The following is a 17,257-nucleotide window of genomic DNA, read 5'->3' as shown; positions in this document are numbered from 1 at the left end:
CCACAGGTGCAACTTACTCACGCTTTGGCCGGTTCCCGATTCCGGGCGGGGAAGAGGCAGGATACTGACCATGTCCAACATTGCGACCGATGGTGCACCGCTCGCGGGGAATCCGCTGACCCGTGCCGTGCTGGAGATCGACACCTATGCCTCGGGCCTCGGCTGGGACCAGCCCGCGCGGCTCTTCGCCCTCGTCGACACCGTTCAACTGCGGTCCCAGGAGCCCGGCCTGGCCGAGCAGCTGGGGCTCGGTGAGGAGACCGCCGGGGGCCTGACCCCCATCGAGCAGGACGAGTTGCCGGCCGGGCAGCAGCTGGACGAGTTCCTGGCCACCATCGCCTGGCCCGAGGTGATCGCGGGCTGCGCGCTCACCGTGGAGCGGCTGATGCTGCCGCCGTCCGCGGAGGCCGCGATCCCCGAGGACCTGGACGACGCCGCGCTCGCCGCATGGGTCGCCGCGCACCCCGAGCGGCAGGAGGTACGGATGACGGTCGGGGTCCTGCGGGACGGCGCGCGCGAGTCGGCGCTGCGGCTGCGGTCCAAGGACTCGCCGACCGAGGTGCTCACCGGGTCGGAGCTGGTGCCGGGGCTGGCCGAGGCGCTGGCGGCGACCTTCGAGGCGTGATTCGAAGCCTGGGCGGCCGACTGCTGCTCGGCCGCCGGCTCGGCCCTCGGCTCAGCTATCGGCTCAGCTCTTGGAGCAGCTGGGCAGCGCCGAGGTCTTGCCGGCCTTGATGTTCGCCAGGGCCGCCATGGCGTCGTCCAGCGTCTTCACCTTGACCAGGGTGAGGCCGTGGGGGATGTCCTTGGCGGCTTCCCCGCAGTTGTCGGCCGGGGTGAGGAAGTACTGCGCGCCCTTGTCGCGGGCGCCGATCGTCTTGAGACCGATGCCGCCGATCGGGCCGACGTTCCCGCTGTCGTCTATGGTGCCGGTGCCCGCGACGAAGTGCCCGCCGGTCAGATTGCCCGGGGTGAGCTTGTCCACGATGCCCAGGGCGAACATCATGCCCGCGCTCGGGCCGCCCACGTCCGCGAGCCGGATGTCGATGGTGAACGGGAAGATGTGCTCGATGCCCGCCTGAATCCCGACGACCGCGCGCTTGGGGCCGGTGTCGTCGGAGGCCCGGGTGGTGATCGTCACGTCGTGGGTCACCGTGGACTTCTTCTTGGCGTCGGCGGCCTTGATGACGGTGAAGACGACCGGCTGGCCCGGCTTGTGCTCGGTGACGAGCTTGGCGACGTCGTCGGCCTGCTTGACCTCGGTGCCGTCCACCGCCTTGATGACGTCGCCCGCGTGCAGCAGCCCCTGGGAGGCGCCGCCCTTGACCACGGCGGAAACGATCACCCGGGACGGGACGGGGATGTGCAGCACCTTGAGCGCGGCGACCTTGGCGCTGTCCTGGGACTGGCTGAACTCCTCGGCGTTCTCCTGGTCGGCCTCCTGCGCGCTCTGCCCGTTCGGGTAGAGCGTGTCGTGCTCGACCACCCGGTCGTCGTGCTGGGCCCAGCCGAACATGGCCTCGATCAGGTTCATCGAGTAGTCGGCGCCCGTGACCCGGACCGTGGTCATGTTCAGATGCCCGTCGGCCGGGTACGTCTTGCGGCCGGTGATCTGGATGACCTGCTCGCCCTGGTAGTCCCCGAGGGTGTTCACGGTCGGCCCCGGCGACATCTCCGAGTACGGCGTCGGCGCCAGGAGGGCCACGCACAGCAGCACGATCAGCGTCAGTGTCGAAGCGAGCAGCGTCGCGGTGCGGCGTGGCATGCCCCGACCCTACGGGACCGGTCCGACAACCGGTCCGCGGGGTGAGTCCTCTTCGCCGGGGGCGTTCGCGGGGGCCGTACCGAGGCCGCGTGCCGCGTTCTTCCCGGCGCCCGCACCGGCGGTACGGGCGGCCCTGCGGCCCTTGTCACGGGCCGTCCCGGCGGCGGGTCCGGCGACCGGCGCGCGCTCCCGGGAGGCGTCCACCGGGGCCACCCGCTGCATCGCCTGGCGGAAGCGTTCGTAGTCGGCGAGCGAGGCACCGTCCCCGGTCGTACGTCGCCGCGCGGCCCACCGGGCCCAGCAGGCGGCGACGACCGCGGCGGCCAGCGGAATGAGCAACCATACGAGTGCTGCCACTGCGAACTCCCCGAGACCCTGTGCGCCAAATCGGACCTATGAGCAGATTAACCACTCATCGGGTCAAACGCTGGGCAGGGGCACGGGGTTCCGGCGGGAATTCCGCCGGAGTCCCACGAACGGAGGGTGGGCGCGGTACGGGCGGCGCGGGTCGACGCCTGTCGACGCCTTGGGAGACGAGGGCGCGAGGACGGCGCCCAGGACGCGAGGAGGCGGCGCATGAGGAGGCGCGGGATCGCCGCCCAGGACGCGAGGGCGCGGACGCCGGGTCTGTTGTCCAGGGCGCCTGTACGCGGGCCTTCGGTCGGCACCCAGGGTGCGAAAACGCACGGGTCAGTGCGCGCCCACCCACTCCTCCGTACCGTCCGTGAACGTCTGATGCTTCCAGATCGGCACCTGGCTCTTGAGTTCGTCGATCAGACGGCGGCTCGCCTCGAACGCCTCGCCTCGGTGGGGGCAGGCGACCGCCACGACCACCGCGATGTCGCCCACCCTCAGGTCGCCGACGCGGTGGACGGCCGCGAGCGCCCGTACCGGGAAGTCCGCGGCGACCTTCTCCGCGACCCGGCGCAGTTCCCGCTCCGCCAGGGGGTGCGCGGAGTACGACAGACCGGTCACCTCCGCGTCCGGCCGCCCGTCGTGGTCGCGCACGGTGCCGACGAAGAGCGCCGTGCCACCGGCCGCGTCGTCACCGACCGCGGCGAAGACCTCGTCCACGGACAGCGGGGTGTCGCGGATCGCCAGCAGCCGGATCGGGTCGTCGCGGTCGTCCGTCCGTGCCATGCCGCCCATGCTCCCTCGCCTGCCCGGAATACCGAAAGAAGATCCTGTCATCGCACCGGCACGTCACCGCGCGTCGTCGCGCGCCCCGGGCGCTTCCCGGTGCTTACCCGATGGGCTCAGAGGCCCCGGCGCTTGCGGGCCCTGCGCACCACGGCGGCCGCGCCGACCAGGGCGACCGTGGCCCCGGCCGCGCCGAGGGTGGTCGCGTCCTTGCGGCCCAGGCGGCGCCCGGCGACGGAGTTGCGGCCCTCGACCTCTTCCAGGAGCACGGCCAGCACCTCCTCGTTCGACCACTTCGGCCGCCAGCCCGCTTCGTAGAGCTTGCTGCCGCTGACCACCCAGGGGTGCATGGTGTAGGCGAGGTCGCCGGCGGGTGAGGGCGTCAGACCGAGGCGGTGCAGCCGGGAGGCGGCGCCGAAGGCGATGGCGGGCGGCAGTTCCATCCGCCGGATGCCCGAAAGCTCCTCGACCTCTTCCTGCTCCAGCCAGCCGTCACAGCCGACGGCGATCTCGCCGTCGACCTTCTCCAGCACGGCGAACTCCAGCGCCGAGACCAGGTCCTCCACATGGCAGAACTGCCAGCAGGGCCGGCTGCCCGCCACGACCAGCAGCCGCGGCGACTCGAAGTACCTGGTCAGCGCGGTGTCCGTACCCCCGACCAGGACGGCGGGGCGCAGGATCGTCACATTGAGGCCGGGATGGGCCCGCGGGGCGCGGCGGCCGAGTCGTTCGATCTCCAGCAGGTCGTCCACGAAGCTGGCCTCGGAGGTGGCCCGCAGCGGCGCGTCCTCGGCGAGGGGCACGTCGTTGTCCGCCTGGGCGCCGTAGACCATCGCCGAGGTGCACAGCACGACCCGGTGCACTCCGGCGGCTGCGGCCGCGGTGAGCACGGTCTGCGTACCGCGGACGTTGAAAGCCGAACGGGCCTTCGCGTCGGACTCCAGATCGAGGTCGAGCGCGAGATGCACGACCACGTCCGCGCCACGCAGTTTCTCGGCGATCGCGGGGTCGCGTACGTCCAGCACCCGCCAGGTCGCCCCGGGCACGTCACCGCGCCGCTCGTCGATCGCCACGACCTTCCTGACCTGGTCGGACTCGACGAGCCGCAGCGCCAGCGCGTGGCCGACGCCCGTCGCCGCGCCGGTGATCGCCACCACCGGACCGGCGGCCCCCCGAGTGGGGCTCCGCTCTGGGCGAACGTGTGCTTCTGGGGAACTCACCGGGTGTCTCCCACGGTTGTCTCAGATACGTACGCAGCCATCCTGCCGGACACGTGTCTAGGCTGGAGGTACAGCTCATCACAGTGAGTCGTACGCGACACAGGCTCACCTCCGCACAATCGGCCCGCGCGGCCGCCTCACCACCAGCCAGCCCATCACGACACAGAGCCGAGGAATCCCGTGAGTGACATCCCATTCGGATTCGGCGTCCCTCCCGAGGAGCCCGACGACGGGGGCGAGGGAAATGAGGGCAAGGGAGGCGGCGGCCAGGGCGGCGGCCAGCCGCCGAACCCGTTCGGCTTCGGCGGGGGCGGTCCCTTCGGCGGGGGCGGCGACAACCCGTTCGCGGCGATGTTCGGCTCCCTGAACCCCAATGACCTCGGCGCCGCCTTCCAGCAGCTCGGCCAGATGCTCTCCTACGAGGGCGGGCCGGTGAACTGGGACATGGCCAAGGACATCGCCCGCCAGACCGTCGCCCAGGGCACCCCGGACGGCGTCAAGGACACGAGCGTGGGCCGTTCTGACACCGCATGGGTCCAGGAGGCGGTCCGGCTGGCCGACCTGTGGCTCGACGGCGTCACCTCGCTGCCTTCGGGCGCGAACACCGCGGTGGCGTGGAGCCGCGCGGAGTGGGTCGAGGCGACCCTGCCGGTGTGGAAGGACCTGGTCGACCCGGTCGCCGAGCGGGTGGCCGGGGCGATGGGCGATGTGCTGCCCGAGGAGATGCAGGCCATGACCGGGCCGCTGCTCGGCATGATGCGGTCCATGGGCGGCGCGATGTTCGGCTCCCAGATCGGGCAGGCGCTCGGCACCCTGGCGGGCGAGGTGGTGGGCTCCACCGACGTCGGGCTGCCGCTCGGCCCGTCCGGCAAGGCCGCGCTGCTCCCGGCGAACATCACGGCCTTCGGCGAGGGCCTGGGCGTGCCGCAGGAGGAGGTGCGGCTGTATCTGGCGCTGCGCGAGGCCGCCCACCAGCGGCTCTTCGCTCATGTGCCGTGGCTGCGGGCCCACCTGTTCGGCACTGTCGAGGGATACGCGCGCGGGATCAAGGTGGACACCACACGTCTGGAGGAGGCTGTCGGGCAGCTCGACCCTTCGCAGCCCGAGCAGCTTCAGGAAGCGTTGCAGCAGGGCATGTTCCAGCCCGAGGACACGCCGGAGCAGAAGGCGGCGCTGGCCCGGCTGGAGACCGCGCTCGCGCTGGTCGAGGGCTGGGTCGACGCGGTCGTGCACGAGGCCGCGGCCCCGCATCTGCCGTCGGCGGGCGCGCTGCGGGAGACACTGCGCCGCCGCCGGGCGACCGGTGGGCCGGCCGAGCAGACCTTCGCGACCCTGATCGGCCTTGAGCTGCGGCCGAGGCGACTGCGGGACGCCGCCCGGCTGTGGGCGTCGCTGACCGACGCGCGCGGGGTGGACGGCCGGGACGGGGTGTGGGCGCACCCGGACATGCTGCCGACGGCCGCGGACCTGGACGACCCGGACGGCTTTGTGCACCGCGAGTCCTTCGACTTCTCCGAGCTGGACAAGCTGCTGGGCGAGGCCGCGAACGGCGGCCCGGGCGGTGCCGAAGGGGACGCGGGCCCGGACCTCACGAAGGGCCCGGACCTCACGAAGGGTGCGGGCGACGCGAAGGGTGCGGGCGACGCGAAGCCCGAGCCCGGCGCGGACCCTGAGGGCGACGGCGGCGAGGACGGCGACTCCGAGAAGTGAGCACACTGCACGCGGACGCCGTGCGCGTCCTTGAGAACTGGCACACCCCCGACCCGGAGCAGGACAAGCTCCGCGGCGAGTATCTGGCCCATCTGGCCGCGCACCCGGACGGGGTGTGGAAACCGTGCAAGGCCGGGCACATCACGGCGAGCGTGCTGGTGCTCGACCCGCCGCGAGAACGTGTCCTGCTCACCTTGCACGCCAAGCTGAAAATGTGGCTACAGACCGGCGGCCACTGCGAACCCGAGGACACGGCGCTCGACGCCTCGGCGCTGCGCGAGGGCACCGAGGAGTCCGGGATCGCGGGGCTGCGGCTGCTGGTGCCCGGGCCGGTCCAGTTGGACCGGCATCTGACCCCGTGCGCCTGGCATCTCGACGTGCAGTACGCCGCTGTGGCGCCCGAGGGCGCGGTCGAGTCGATCAGCGACGAATCACTCGACCTGCGCTGGTTCACCTTCGACGAGGCCGTCGCGGTCTCGGACAGCTCGGTGGCGAGCCTGGTGACCAGGACCCGCACACTGCTGTGAGCGCGCGGCCGCCGGAGCGCTTGTGACCGCGCGGCCGGTGCGGCCGGCAGGGCCGCCGGGGTGCGGGCGTCGACCGCCCGCACCCCGGCGGTAGTTCACGCGTGGGCTACCGCCCCGACCAGGCGTTGCCCTGGTTCTGGCCGTGCCCGCCCGCTCCCAGGCCGTACTGCCCGCGCAGGCCCTGGAGCACCACGTTCTGCGGCGGCATCAGCTCGCTGGGCTGGACCAGGACATAGCCCTGCCCGACGAAGTTCAGCTCCCAGCCCTCGCCGGTGTTTCCGCGCCTGCGGAAGACCGACGAGCTGCTGGTCTGCGCCTGCATCTGGACCCGCAGGCTGCTGGACCAGGCGACGACCGCGTCCGCGTCACAGGAGACGTACTTGTCCGGGGTCACCGGCATCATCAGCGGCTTGCCCGAGGTCATCAGGGCGACCTTGCCGTTGCCCGCGATGTTCAGGTTGTACGCGCCGGTGCCGGACAGGCCGAACTCGCTGTCGACGGCGATCACGTCCCAGTGCAGCCCCGAGTCAAGGGCGAGCACATAGGCGCTGTCAACGGTCAGCCCGTCGTGGTCCACGTCGAGGATGTGGATCTGCTGGGCGAGATTGGCAAGGTAGACGGTGCCCTGACCCGAGCAGCGCATCAGGTCCAGGCCCTCACCGGTCTGCCGGCGGGCCCTGCCCTGGTGGTGGGACTGGTACTCGCCGTCGAATTCGATCATGCCCTGATAGGCGACCATCGAACCCTTCTTGGCCAGACAGTCCGGGCCGGTGTTCCCGTCCAGGCGGACCCGGAGCAGATAGGAGTTCTGCAGGGTGTAGTGGTCCTCGTTCTGGACCTCGGTGAATGCGAAAAGCGGGCTCTGCATGATGTGTCGCTCCCCCTCAGCCCCGGGCCCGGAGCCGGTCAGTGCTGTCCTCGCTGGGCTGTACGACCACGAAGCCCTGCCCCGAGAAGGCGATCTGGAAGGCTTCGCCGCTGCCGCGCCCGATCAGCGCCGACGCCTTGAAGCTCCGCTTCGCCTTCATCTTCAGCCCCGACGACCAGGCGACGAGCGCGTCCGGGTCGACATAGGTCTCGTCCGCGCCGCTGCCGCAGTCGACGACGATCGGCGTGCCGCGTGAGGTGACGGCCACCCAGCCGGTGCCGGACACCGCCACGTTGAACAGGCCCTGCCCGGCGAACTTGGCGAGGCCCTTGACCCGCTCGACGCCCCACTGGAGGTGCGCGTCGAAGGCGAGCAGATTCGTGCCGTTGACGGACACCGACTCGTTGTTGAGGTTCAGGCACACCACGTCGGCGCCGTAGTCGGCGAGGTAGAGCAGGCCGTCACCGCTGCACTTCATGAGAGGCGTGCTCTCGCCGGTCAGCCAGGCCGAGGCCATCTGCCGTACGGCGGGCGGGTTCGGCTCGTACTGCACAAAGCCCTCGTAGGCGACCATGGAGCCGCTGCGGGCGAAGAGGTCCTGGCCGGTCTGCATGGCGACCTTGAGCATGGCCGACCCGTGGTTCTCCATCCGGGCGGCCACCGGGGTGGGTGCGTAGCCCGCGATCATCTGCTGGTCCATGGCGGGTCACACCTCGTAGGGCTGAACGACGATGAAGTTGCCGGGAGCGCCGCGGAACTGGAGGTTCACGGTCTCGCCGCTGTGGCCGGGGAAGGCGGTCCTGCGCAGCCTGACCTGGCTGGAGACGATCACCTGGGCGGCGGCCGACCAGGCGACGATCGCGTTGCTGTCCGCGTACGTGGTGGGGGTGACCGGGAGGACCACGGGGGTACCGTGCGTCTTGACGATCACGGTCCCGGTGCCGTGGAACTGCATGGTGTAGAGGGCGCCGCCGGGGATGCCGTGGCCCTCGATGCGCCGCACCTCGTGCTGAAGGGTCTCGTCGAAGGCGAGCACGTTCTCGGCGGAGACGCAGATGGCGTCGCCCTGGAGCTCAATGGGGTGCAGATAGGCCGCGTTCTCGGCGAAGAAGACCTGGCCGCCGCCCGTACAGCGCATCAGCTGCATCTCCTGGCCGGTGACGTTGCCGACGATCCGGCCGGTGAATCCGGCGCCTTTGTAGCCGAAGTCGACTTTCCCCTGGTAGAGCACCATGCTGCCCTGGCGGGCGAGCACGGGCTGGCCGCCGGCCTGGCTGAGGTCGGCGCGCATCATCTTCGGGTTCTGCTGCGTCCAGCGCTGACCGGTGGGCAGTTCGCGGTACTTCTGCATGGCGACGGCGAGCCCGGCGCCCTGGGCGGGTACGGCGGGGTGGCCGTAACCGGCCGCGGGGCCGCCCGCGGGCTGGGCGCCGAAGGCGGGCTGCGGGAAGGGCGGCGGGACCGGCTGGCCGGGGATCTGCCCGGGAGGCGCGACGGGCGGCGGGACCTGCCCGAAGGGCGGCGGACCGGGTGGAGCCTGGCCGGGCGGGGCGGCCAGCGGCGCGATCATCGTGGGCGCCTGATGCACCGACGGGTCGCCCGGCGGGGTGAACCCCTGGCCCTGCGCGTACTGCGGCGGTGGGCCGGGCTGCGCGAACTGCTGCGCGGCGGCGGGCTGCGGAGGGCCGGCGGGGGCGCCGAAGGAGGGAGCCGGGAGCGGCGGGGGAACGGGAGCGGGCGGCGGGACCGGCGGTGCGCCGAAGGAGGGAGCCGGGGCGGGGGGTGCGGGCGGTGGTCCGCCGGGCGGCGGGGCGAAGCCGGGCACGGGGGCGGGCGCCTGGCCGCCAGGAGGCGGGGCGAAGCCGGGGACCGCGGCCTGCTGCGGAGGCTCGGGCTCCTCCTCGGCGACCTCTCCGCCGAAGTTCTCCAGCAGCGCGGCGAGTCCTCCGTCGAAGCCCTGGCCGACGGCGGCGAACCGCCATACGTCCTTGAGGTAGATGTCGGCGAGCATCACCGCGCGCTCGGTGCTGAACTCCGAGCCGCTGAACGCGTACCGCGCGACCTCCTCGCCACCGGCCACGACCCGGATGTAGCCGGGCGAGATATGCGACATCCGCCCGTCGCCGTCAATGGTCGCGGTGAACGACAGCTTGCGAATGGCCGCCGGAATGCGCTCAAGGGTGACACGGAAGGACTCGGTGTCACCGGCCTGCGCGCCGAGCAGCTGAATGGACTCCTCGGGCGACTTCGGCTGGTTGAAAAAGATGAAGTAACGGTCGTCCGACAGCTGTTCCTTGTCGTCGAGCCCGAAACAACTGATGTCGAACGTCAGCCCGGGAGCGTTGATCTGCACGCCGATGTACAGGTCCGTCCCGGGTGTCAGATCACTGATCTTGGCCTTGTGGCCACGCTGGAATTCCCTGGCCATACTGCGACCGTCCCCCATCCCCTCGTTGCGCTTCGCTGCGTTGCGACAGGCTAACCGCTCCGTCCCACAGCGGCCATCTCCGGCCTGTACCGGACCTGCTACAACTCGCGGGCGCGCAGCGTCTGCCGACGACGGGCGGCTATGCCTCGCGGGAGCCGGGCGGGTGGGGCAGTCGGTCGGCCGCGACCACGCCCTCCAGGAAACCGCGGGCGCGCTCGGTGCGCGGATAGCCCTCAAGCAGCTTCCAGAAGCTCGGACCGTGCCCGGGGACGAGAAGGTGGGCGAGCTCGTGCAGCAGGACGTAGTCGATGACGTACTCGGGCATGCCCTGGAGCCGGTGGGAGAGGCGGATGCTGCCCTCGGCGGGGGTGCAGGAGCCCCACCGGGCGTTCTGGTTGGTGACCCAGCGGACCGTGTCGGGGACGGCCCGGCCGAGCAGATATTGTTCCGCCAGCCGTTCGGCGCGCGTGGCCAGCTCGTCGTCGCCGGGCATCCGGCGGCTCTCCTGCGCGGCGAGCTTGTCGAGCATCACCGTCACCCAGCGTTGCTCCTCGGCCGCGGACATCCGGGCCGGGATCAGCACGACCGTGCGATCCCCGTCCCGGTACGCGGACACGGTTCGCCGCCGGCGGGCGCTGCGACGCACTTCGACAGCGCTCGTCCGGAGGCCGCGAGCGGGCTCGGGCCGGCTGGTGAGGTTACGCGCGGGATCGGCGGACACATTTCGACGTTACCCGCTGCGCCTGTGGGAAGTCCCGTCTCCGGGCCGGATGCCGTGTGAATCACCTCGCTTCATACGCATATTGAACGACTATCCCCCACAGCCTGTGGATAACTTTCCGTGCGGGCACTGGCCTATCGGGCATTCTGGCGCTATCGCTCACACAGAGTGATGAATCGGCGGCCCGATGGTGGCGGGCGGGAAAAGAAAGGAGCGGAGTGATGCGTCCGATGCTGAAAGGTGCCCTGCGGCGCAGCTGGCGGGACCGGGAAAGCGTGCAGTTCGGAGTCGATCCGGTACACGCGGTGGTGCTGGAGCCGGTGGACGGACCGGCGGCCGGCTTTCTCGATTTGCTGGACGGCACGCGCAGTACGGAAACGGTGACGCGGGACGCGGCCGCACTGGGGCTGACGCCCGACCGGGTCAGACGGCTGCTGGGGCTGCTCGCGGAGGGCGGGGTGCTGGACGACGCGTCGGCCCACGCGGCGCTGTCGGGGGCCCTGCGGCACCGCACCGCCGTGCTGGACCGGCTCCGCCCCGATCTGGCCGCGCTGTCGGTGGTGCACCCGGAAGCGGGCGGGGCGGCGGCCCGGATACGGCACCGCACGGCCTCGCGGGTGCGGGTGCACGGAGCGGGCCGGGTGGGCGCCGCGCTGGCGGCGGTGCTGTCGGCGGCCGGCGTGGGCGCGGTGGACCTGGTCGACGCCGGGCGGGTCGAGCCGTGGGACGTGGGGCCCGCGGGCATCCCGGCCGAGCACATCGGCGACCGTCGGGACGCCGCAGGTCGCGGTGCGGTGCGGCGGGCGGGTCCGGGGGTGAGTCCCCGGTACGGTCCCGGGGAGCGGGCCGCGCCCGGGACGTCCGTGGTGGTGCTCGCGCCCCGGGACGGGCTGCTCGCCTACGCGCCGGACCCGGACGAGGCCCGCGAGCTGGTCGCGGCGGCCGTGCCGCACCTCTATACGGGCGTACTGGAGGGCACGGGCCTGGTGGGCCCGCTGGTGCTGCCCGGACGGACGGCCTGCGGGGAGTGCCTGGGGCTGCTGCTGGCCGACGGCGACCCGGCGTGGCCGCGGATGCTGGCGCAGCTCGGATCGGGTCGGCAGTCGGCGGTCCCGGCCTGCGACATCGCGCTGGCCACCGCCGTCGCCGGGCTGGCGGCGGCCCATGTGCTGGCGCTGCTGGACGGGCGGCTGCCGCCGAGCGCGGGAGCGCGGGTGGAGCTGTCGCTCGGCCGGCTCTCCACCCGGGTGCGGCCGCTGCCGGGGGACGGGCGCTGCGGGTGCGGCGCGAGGGCCCGGCCCGGGCGGCGGGACCTGCGGGAGTCGGTGGTACGTCCGGGCGCGGGCCGTGGGGGCGCGGGGACGGGTGGGGTCGCGGGGGCGGCCAAAGTGCGGGAGCCGGCGACTACCGGCGCTCTGCTCCACGGGCCGCGGGTGGGGAGGGGCACAATGGCCATGTGACCGACGGGAAATGAGGGGCGCATGTCTGATCTTCCGCGCAAGGCGGTGACCCGGACCGCGAAGCTGGCCGCGCTCCCGCTGGGATTCGCCGGGCGGGCCACGCTCGGGCTCGGCAAGCGGCTCGGCGGCCGTCCCGCCGACGAGGTCGCCTCCGAGTTGCAGGAGCGCACCGCGGAACAGCTCTTCAAGGTGCTCGGGGAGCTGAAGGGCGGCGCGATGAAGTTCGGGCAGGCCCTGTCGGTCTTCGAATCCGCGCTGCCGGAGGACGTGGCCGGGCCCTACCGGGCCGCGCTCACCAAACTCCAGGAGGCCGCCCCGCCGCTGCCGGCCCGCACCGTCCACCGGGTGCTGTCCGAGCGGATGGGCAAGGACTGGCGCTCGCTGTTCGCCGAGTTCGACGACACCCCGGCCGCGGCGGCGTCGATCGGGCAGGTGCACCGGGCGGTGTGGAGCGACGGGCGCAAGGTCGCGGTGAAGGTCCAGTATCCGGGGGCCGGGGACGCGCTCCTGTCCGACCTGTCCCAACTGGGCCGGGTGGCACGGATGTTCGGTCCGCTGGTGCCCGGGATGGACGTCAAGCCGCTGCTGGCCGAGCTGCGCGAGCGCGTCGCGGAGGAGCTGGACTACGCCCTGGAGGCGCGGGCCCAGCATGTCCACGCCGTGGAGTTCGCCGGGGACCCGGACATCGAGGTGCCGGACGTGGTGCACCAGGCGGACCAGGTGCTGGTCACCGAGTGGATGGACGGGGTGCCGCTGTCCGAGGTGATCTCGGGCGGCAGCCAGGAGATGCGCGACCGGGCCGGGCAGTTGCTGTCACACTTCCTATTCGCCGGGCCGGCCCGCACCGGGCTGCTGCACGCCGACCCGCACCCGGGCAACTTCCGGCTGCTGACGGACGACGGACCGGCCTCGGGGTGGCGGCTGGGCGTGCTGGACTTCGGCACGGTCGACCGGCTACCCGAGGGTCTGCCGCTGCCGATCGGCACCGCGCTGCGGCTCGCCCTGGAGGACGACGCCGATCAGGTCTACGCGATGCTCCGCAAGGAGGGCTTCGTCAAGCCGACGATTAACCTTGACGCGGAGGCCGTGCTCGACTATCTGCGGCCGATCATCGAACCGGCCGGGCGGGAGGAGTTCCCCTTCGACCGGGCGTGGATGCGGGCGCAGGCGGCCCGGATCGCCGATCCGCGGTCACCCGCCCACCAGTTGGGCAAGCAGTTGAACCTGCCGCCGTCCTATCTGCTGATTCACCGGGTGACGCTGAGCACCGTCGGTGTGCTGTGCCAGCTGGGCGCGACCGTGCGGCTGCGCGACGAGCTGCGCGCGTGGCTGCCCGGTTTCGACCCGGAGGGCACGGCGGAGTCCGCGTAGGGCGTCCGGGCCGGAACCGGACGGCTGTCGTGGGGTCCGGCCGCTACCACCAGTCGGAGTCCAGGCGGCCTTCGATGCTGCGCAGATGCTCGCGCGCGCACGTGTCGCAGAAATAGACGCGCCGGCCGTTCTCGACGGAGCAGGTCCACGTCAGCGGCAGACCTTCGTGAACGGCTCCGCAACGGGCACACGTGGTCGTGGTCTGAGAGGTCTTCTGATCCACTGGGTGACGATACCTCCGCCGACGCCGGGTTTGTCGTCCAACGCACCGCGGGACCGGCCCTTCCGGACCGGTCCCGCGAGATCGTACGAGGTCAGTGGCGCCGAGCGGTTTTCTGTTCGCACCGGATCATATGGGTGACACGGGTGAGCCTTTCGGCTACTGCATCACGGCCATGGCCAGTGCGCGCCGGGCGCGCAGCGAGGCCCTTTCCGCACGGCGCTGGAGCCGACGGGCGGCGAGCAGACGCACGGACCTTCGTTCGTGTTCGGCCTCGCGCAGTCGCTGTTGCATTTGGGCACGGGCCAGGGCTTCTGGCATGAGTTGCATTTCAAGGGTCCTGTTCTGGGACGACGCGCAGGCGTCGGAAGCACGTGCGGGCAGCTCGTTGAGGGTGGGTGTCATCGGGGCCTGATTCTTGGGGTCGTGATTCCTGGGGTCGTGCGTCAGTGGGCGGTCGAGGGTGCCGGGCGTCCGGATCTTCCTGGTGTTCATGCCGCGACAGCGTTCTTGCGCGGACGGCCACGCGGCCGCTTGCGGGGCACCACGACCCCCTGGATGAACAGCTCGCCGCCCCAGACACCCCAGGGCTCGCGGCGGTCCTTGGCACCGGCGAGGCAGGCCTCGCGGACCGGACAGGTCTGGCACAGGGACTTGGCGTACTCCACGTCGGCCGGGGACTCCGCGAAGAAGACCTCCGGGTCGAAGGTCCGGCAGGGGACGGGTACGCCGAGTCGCTCGATCTCGTCGTCAAGCTCGGTCAGGGGAAGCAAGGTGGTCTCCGGGGGCTCAGCCGGCGGGCGGTTCAGGTCGGGCTTGGGTACGGACGATGCGTGCGGGGCGGTATGCACGGTGAGTTCGTTCCTCGTCTGTCGGTCCGGCCGGTGAGCCGGTCTTCGGTTGTGTCTGTCTGGAGGGAAAACAAAAGGGCCGCGGATTCCCGGTGTGGGATTCCGCGGCCCTGAGGTGCCGACCTGATGCGCTATCAGGCTGGATCACTCCAGGGTTCGAGCCCGCGGAAGGCCCACTTCATGCCGTGCTGCGTCTTCTGCCGTCCATTCGCGTGACCATTGGCGGCTGTCGCGCCCTTGGCGGTACCAGCGCCGGCGCCGTAGGCCGCCGCCGCAAAGGCATAGGCCTGCGCCTGTGCCGCTGCTGCCGCTACCGCGGGCGCCTGGGTCGGTCGCTCATCGCGCTCACTGACCGGCATGACCGGAAGGAGAGCGGACAGAACGGACAGACCCGTGCCACGCAGCGAAATGCCGAATGCAGAGGCGGCGATCACCGAACGATCGGTCAGTTTGGTGTTCATCAGGCTGGTCATTGGGCTCGCCTCCTCTCGGCGTCTCGTAAGGGCAGTGGAACGGACTTGCCTAGTACATCACAGTCCTGGCGGCTCTTGGAAGACCCGCTCCCGACCGTGCTCACGCAGGCTATGAGGACTTCCTCGCGATGCGCAAACTATTTTTCGGCTTCTTCTTGAGAAGATTCCCCGAGGTCTTCCGGGGCCTCAACCGGAGCCCCTGGTTCCTCCCCCGCGCACAGCGCCAGCACATCCGCGCCGAACTTGTCGAGCTTGCGCGCGCCCACCCCCGCGATCGAGGTCAGCTCCCCCTCCCCCGACGGCCTGACCTCGGCGATCGCCAGCAGAGTCTTGTCGGTGAACACGCAATACGCGGGCTGTCCCAGCGCCTTGGCCTGCTCGGCGCGCCAGGCGCGCAACCGCTCGTACAGCGCCTCGTCGAGATCCGAGGGGCAGTCCTCGCACCGCATCAGTTTGATCTCGCCGGCCTCGGACAGTGTGCGCCCGCACACCCGGCACAGCACAGGACCGCGCCGCTTGCGCCCTCCCGAGCCGCGCTCGCCACCTCCCGCGCCCCCCGCGCCCGCGCCCCGGGCGCCGCGGGCCGCGGAACCCGGCCGCAGCCCGTCCAGGAAGCGCGAGGGCCGCCGGCCGCCGCGCCCGCCCGGCGAGCGCGACAGCGCCCACGACAGCGCCAGATGGAAACGGGCCCGGGTCACCCCGACGTACAGCAGCCGCCGCTCCTCCTCGACCTGTTCGTCGGTCTTGGCGTAGGTGATCGGCAGCGTGCCCTCGGTCAGGCCCACGAGGAACACCGCGTCCCACTCCAGGCCCTTCGCCGCGTGCAGCGAGGCCAGGGTGACGCCCTCGACGGTCGGGGCGTGCTGGGCGTTGGCCCGCTCGTCGAGCTCCGCCACGAAGTCCCCGAGGTCCGCCTCCGGCCGGGCCGCCGCGAAGTCCTCCGACAGCCGTACGAGCGCCGCCAGCGACTCCCACCGGTCCCGGACCGCCCCCGAGCCCGCGGGCGGCTCCGAGGCCCAGCCGCGCGAGCTGAGCACCGCGCGCACCTGATGCGGGATCGTGCCGTCGCCCTCCTCGTCCGAGGAACCGCCCGCCCGCGCCGCGCCGCGCAGCAGCAGCCCGGCCTCACGCACCTCGGGCCGCTCGAAGAACCGCTCGGCGCCGCGCAGCTGATACGGCACCCCGGCGTCGGCCAGCGCCTGCTCGTACACCTCAGACTGGGCGTTGATCCGGTACAGCACCGCGATCTCGCTCGGCCGCACCCCGGAGGCGATCAGTTCCTTGATCCGCCGCGCGGCGCCCTCGGCCTCGGCCGGCTCGTCCGGGTACTCCGTGTACGTCGGCTCGGGCCCCGGCTCTCGCTGCGAGATCAGCTCCAGCCGGTGCGCGGCGGCCTGGCCGCGGGCCTTGCCCAGCAGTCCGTTGGCCAGCCCGACGACCTGCGGGGTCGACCGGTAGTCGCGGACCAGCTTCACCACGGTGGCGTCCGGGTGGCGGCTGCGGAAGCCCAGCAGGAAGTCCGGGGTGGCGCCGGTGAAGGAGTAGATCGTCTGCGAGGCGTCGCCGACCACGCACAGATTCTCCCGGCCGCCGAGCCACAGCTCCAGCAGCCGCTGCTGCAACGGGCTGACGTCCTGATACTCGTCCACCACGAAGTGCTGATACTGCGAGCGCACGGTCTCGGCCACGTCCGGCCGGTCCTGGAGCACACCGACGGTCAGCAGCAGCACGTCCTCGAAGTCGATCACCTCGCGGTCCCGCTTGAGCTGCTCGTACGTGGTGTAGATCTTCGCGATCTCGGCCGGGTCGCGCGGCACGTCACGCCCGGTCTTGGCGGCCGCCGCCGCGTACTCCTCCGGCACGGTCTGGGTGACCTTGCACCACTCGATCTCCCCCGTGACGTCCCGCAGCTCATTGCGGTCCAGCCGGATACGGCAGCGCGCGCCCGCCTCCGCGACCAGCTGCACCTTGCGCTCCACCAGCCGCGGGATTTCGCCGCCGATCGCCCGCGGCCAGAAGTACTGCAACTGCCGCAGGGCCGCGGAGTGGAACGTACGGGCCTGCACCCCGCCCGCGCCCAGCTGGCGCAGCCTGCCGCGCATCTCGCCCGCCGCCCGCGCGGTGAAGGTGACCGCGAGCACGCTCGCGGGCGGCAGTATCCCCGCGCGCACCCCGTAGGCGATCCGGTGGGTGATCGCGCGGGTCTTGCCGGTGCCGGCCCCGGCCAGTACGCACACCGGACCGTGCAGGGCCGTGGCGACGGCGCGCTGCTCGGGGTCGAGGCCGGCGAGCACCGCGTCCGGCGAGTCGGGCACCGCGGGGAAGAGCGAGTCGTGGGTTGTCGCAGTCACCCCGCCACTCTGCCAGGTCCGGCCGACAGCCCGGAGAAGTTATCCACAGCCCGGGCGGAACGCCCGCCCCGCCGCGCTTCGACCGGGCCGGAATTCCGACCCCGGCTGTGACGTTCTCCAGGTGCAGCACCCCCAGACCCCCTGCCTCGGGC

Annotated in this window: 18 protein-coding genes; 5 read left to right on the top strand and 13 right to left on the bottom strand. The window is 71.9% G+C overall.

What is annotated here, in order from left to right:
• Positions 1-70 precede the first annotated feature (70 nt).
• Complete coding sequence (locus tag OHA30_RS24160) at positions 71-625, top strand: PPA1309 family protein (protein WP_328915966.1); 555 nt, start codon at positions 71-73, stop codon at positions 623-625.
• Positions 626-688: 63 nt separating this feature from the next.
• Here the strand turns inward: OHA30_RS24160 and OHA30_RS24155 are convergent, their stop codons facing one another.
• The 4 genes from OHA30_RS24155 to OHA30_RS24140 all read right to left on the bottom strand — a co-directional run bounded on the left by OHA30_RS24155 (position 689) and on the right by OHA30_RS24140 (position 4,125).
• The gene (locus OHA30_RS24155; RefSeq protein ID WP_328915965.1) at positions 689-1,765 is read right to left on the bottom strand and encodes a YlbL family protein; all 1,077 of its coding nucleotides are present in this window, start codon (positions 1,763-1,765) and stop codon (positions 689-691) included.
• Between the two features lie 9 nt (positions 1,766-1,774).
• Positions 1,775-2,122: a hypothetical protein gene (locus tag OHA30_RS24150; protein ID WP_328915964.1), complete on the bottom strand. Its 348-nt coding sequence runs from the start codon at positions 2,120-2,122 to the stop codon at positions 1,775-1,777.
• Between the two features lie 333 nt (positions 2,123-2,455).
• Positions 2,456-2,914 carry a molybdenum cofactor biosynthesis protein MoaE gene (locus OHA30_RS24145; RefSeq protein ID WP_405785346.1) on the bottom strand — a complete coding sequence of 153 codons (459 nt, stop codon included), beginning with the start codon at positions 2,912-2,914 and terminating at the stop codon, positions 2,456-2,458.
• Between the two features lie 107 nt (positions 2,915-3,021).
• On the bottom strand, positions 3,022-4,125 hold the full coding sequence (locus OHA30_RS24140; RefSeq protein ID WP_328915962.1) for an SDR family oxidoreductase: 1,104 nt from the start codon (positions 4,123-4,125) through the stop codon (positions 3,022-3,024).
• A 180-nt stretch (positions 4,126-4,305) separates the two neighbouring features.
• Here OHA30_RS24140 and OHA30_RS24135 point away from each other — a divergent pair, with 180 nt between their 5' ends.
• Complete coding sequence (locus OHA30_RS24135) at positions 4,306-5,835, top strand: zinc-dependent metalloprotease (RefSeq protein WP_328915961.1); 1,530 nt, start codon at positions 4,306-4,308, stop codon at positions 5,833-5,835.
• A complete protein-coding gene (locus OHA30_RS24130; protein WP_405785349.1) occupies positions 5,832-6,362 on the top strand; it encodes an NUDIX hydrolase in 531 nt (176 codons plus the stop codon). Before OHA30_RS24135 ends, OHA30_RS24130 begins: the two co-directional genes overlap by 4 nt.
• Before the next feature lie 106 nt (positions 6,363-6,468).
• On the opposite strand, the gene OHA30_RS24125 is transcribed toward OHA30_RS24130, so the two are convergent.
• From OHA30_RS24125 to OHA30_RS24110, 4 genes are all read right to left on the bottom strand, one after another.
• Complete coding sequence (locus tag OHA30_RS24125; protein ID WP_328915960.1) at positions 6,469-7,230, bottom strand: AIM24 family protein; 762 nt, start codon at positions 7,228-7,230, stop codon at positions 6,469-6,471.
• 16 nt (positions 7,231-7,246) lie between these two features.
• The gene (locus OHA30_RS24120) at positions 7,247-7,930 is read right to left on the bottom strand and encodes an AIM24 family protein (RefSeq protein WP_328915959.1); all 684 of its coding nucleotides are present in this window, start codon (positions 7,928-7,930) and stop codon (positions 7,247-7,249) included.
• A 6-nt stretch (positions 7,931-7,936) separates the two neighbouring features.
• Entirely contained in the window at positions 7,937-9,658 is a 1,722-nt protein-coding gene (locus tag OHA30_RS24115; protein ID WP_328915958.1) for a TerD family protein, read from the bottom strand.
• Positions 9,659-9,797: 139 nt separating this feature from the next.
• On the bottom strand, positions 9,798-10,379 hold the full coding sequence (locus OHA30_RS24110; RefSeq protein WP_328915957.1) for a M48 metallopeptidase family protein: 582 nt from the start codon (positions 10,377-10,379) through the stop codon (positions 9,798-9,800).
• A gap of 221 nt (positions 10,380-10,600) precedes the next feature.
• On the opposite strand from OHA30_RS24110, the gene OHA30_RS24105 reads away from it, so the two are divergent.
• Entirely contained in the window at positions 10,601-11,839 is a 1,239-nt protein-coding gene (locus OHA30_RS24105) for a ThiF family adenylyltransferase (protein ID WP_328915956.1), read from the top strand.
• 21 nt (positions 11,840-11,860) lie between these two features.
• Complete coding sequence (locus OHA30_RS24100) at positions 11,861-13,210, top strand: ABC1 kinase family protein (protein ID WP_328915955.1); 1,350 nt, start codon at positions 11,861-11,863, stop codon at positions 13,208-13,210.
• 43 nt (positions 13,211-13,253) lie between these two features.
• Here OHA30_RS24100 and OHA30_RS24095 read toward each other — a convergent pair whose 3' ends face one another.
• The 5 genes from OHA30_RS24095 to OHA30_RS24075 form a co-directional block, all read right to left on the bottom strand.
• Positions 13,254-13,433 carry a hypothetical protein gene (locus OHA30_RS24095; RefSeq protein ID WP_328915954.1) on the bottom strand — a complete coding sequence of 60 codons (180 nt, stop codon included), beginning with the start codon at positions 13,431-13,433 and terminating at the stop codon, positions 13,254-13,256.
• 156 nt (positions 13,434-13,589) lie between these two features.
• Complete coding sequence (locus OHA30_RS24090) at positions 13,590-13,925, bottom strand: hypothetical protein (RefSeq protein ID WP_328915953.1); 336 nt, start codon at positions 13,923-13,925, stop codon at positions 13,590-13,592.
• A complete protein-coding gene (locus tag OHA30_RS24085) occupies positions 13,922-14,281 on the bottom strand; it encodes a WhiB family transcriptional regulator (RefSeq protein ID WP_405785353.1) in 360 nt (119 codons plus the stop codon). Before OHA30_RS24085 ends, OHA30_RS24090 begins: the two co-directional genes overlap by 4 nt.
• Positions 14,282-14,415: 134 nt before the next feature.
• The gene (locus OHA30_RS24080) at positions 14,416-14,754 is read right to left on the bottom strand and encodes a hypothetical protein (RefSeq protein ID WP_328915952.1); all 339 of its coding nucleotides are present in this window, start codon (positions 14,752-14,754) and stop codon (positions 14,416-14,418) included.
• Between the two features lie 137 nt (positions 14,755-14,891).
• Positions 14,892-17,105, bottom strand: a complete 2,214-nt coding sequence (locus tag OHA30_RS24075) for an ATP-dependent DNA helicase UvrD2 (protein ID WP_328915951.1) — start codon at positions 17,103-17,105, stop codon at positions 14,892-14,894.
• Between the last annotated feature and the right edge of the window lie 152 nt (positions 17,106-17,257).

The sequence above is a fragment of the Streptomyces sp. NBC_00223 genome (genome assembly GCF_036199905.1).
Lineage (GTDB): Bacteria > Actinomycetota > Actinomycetes > Streptomycetales > Streptomycetaceae > Actinacidiphila.
Note: the sequence above shows the minus strand (reverse complement) of the source record. Positions and strands in the feature narration are given on the sequence as shown.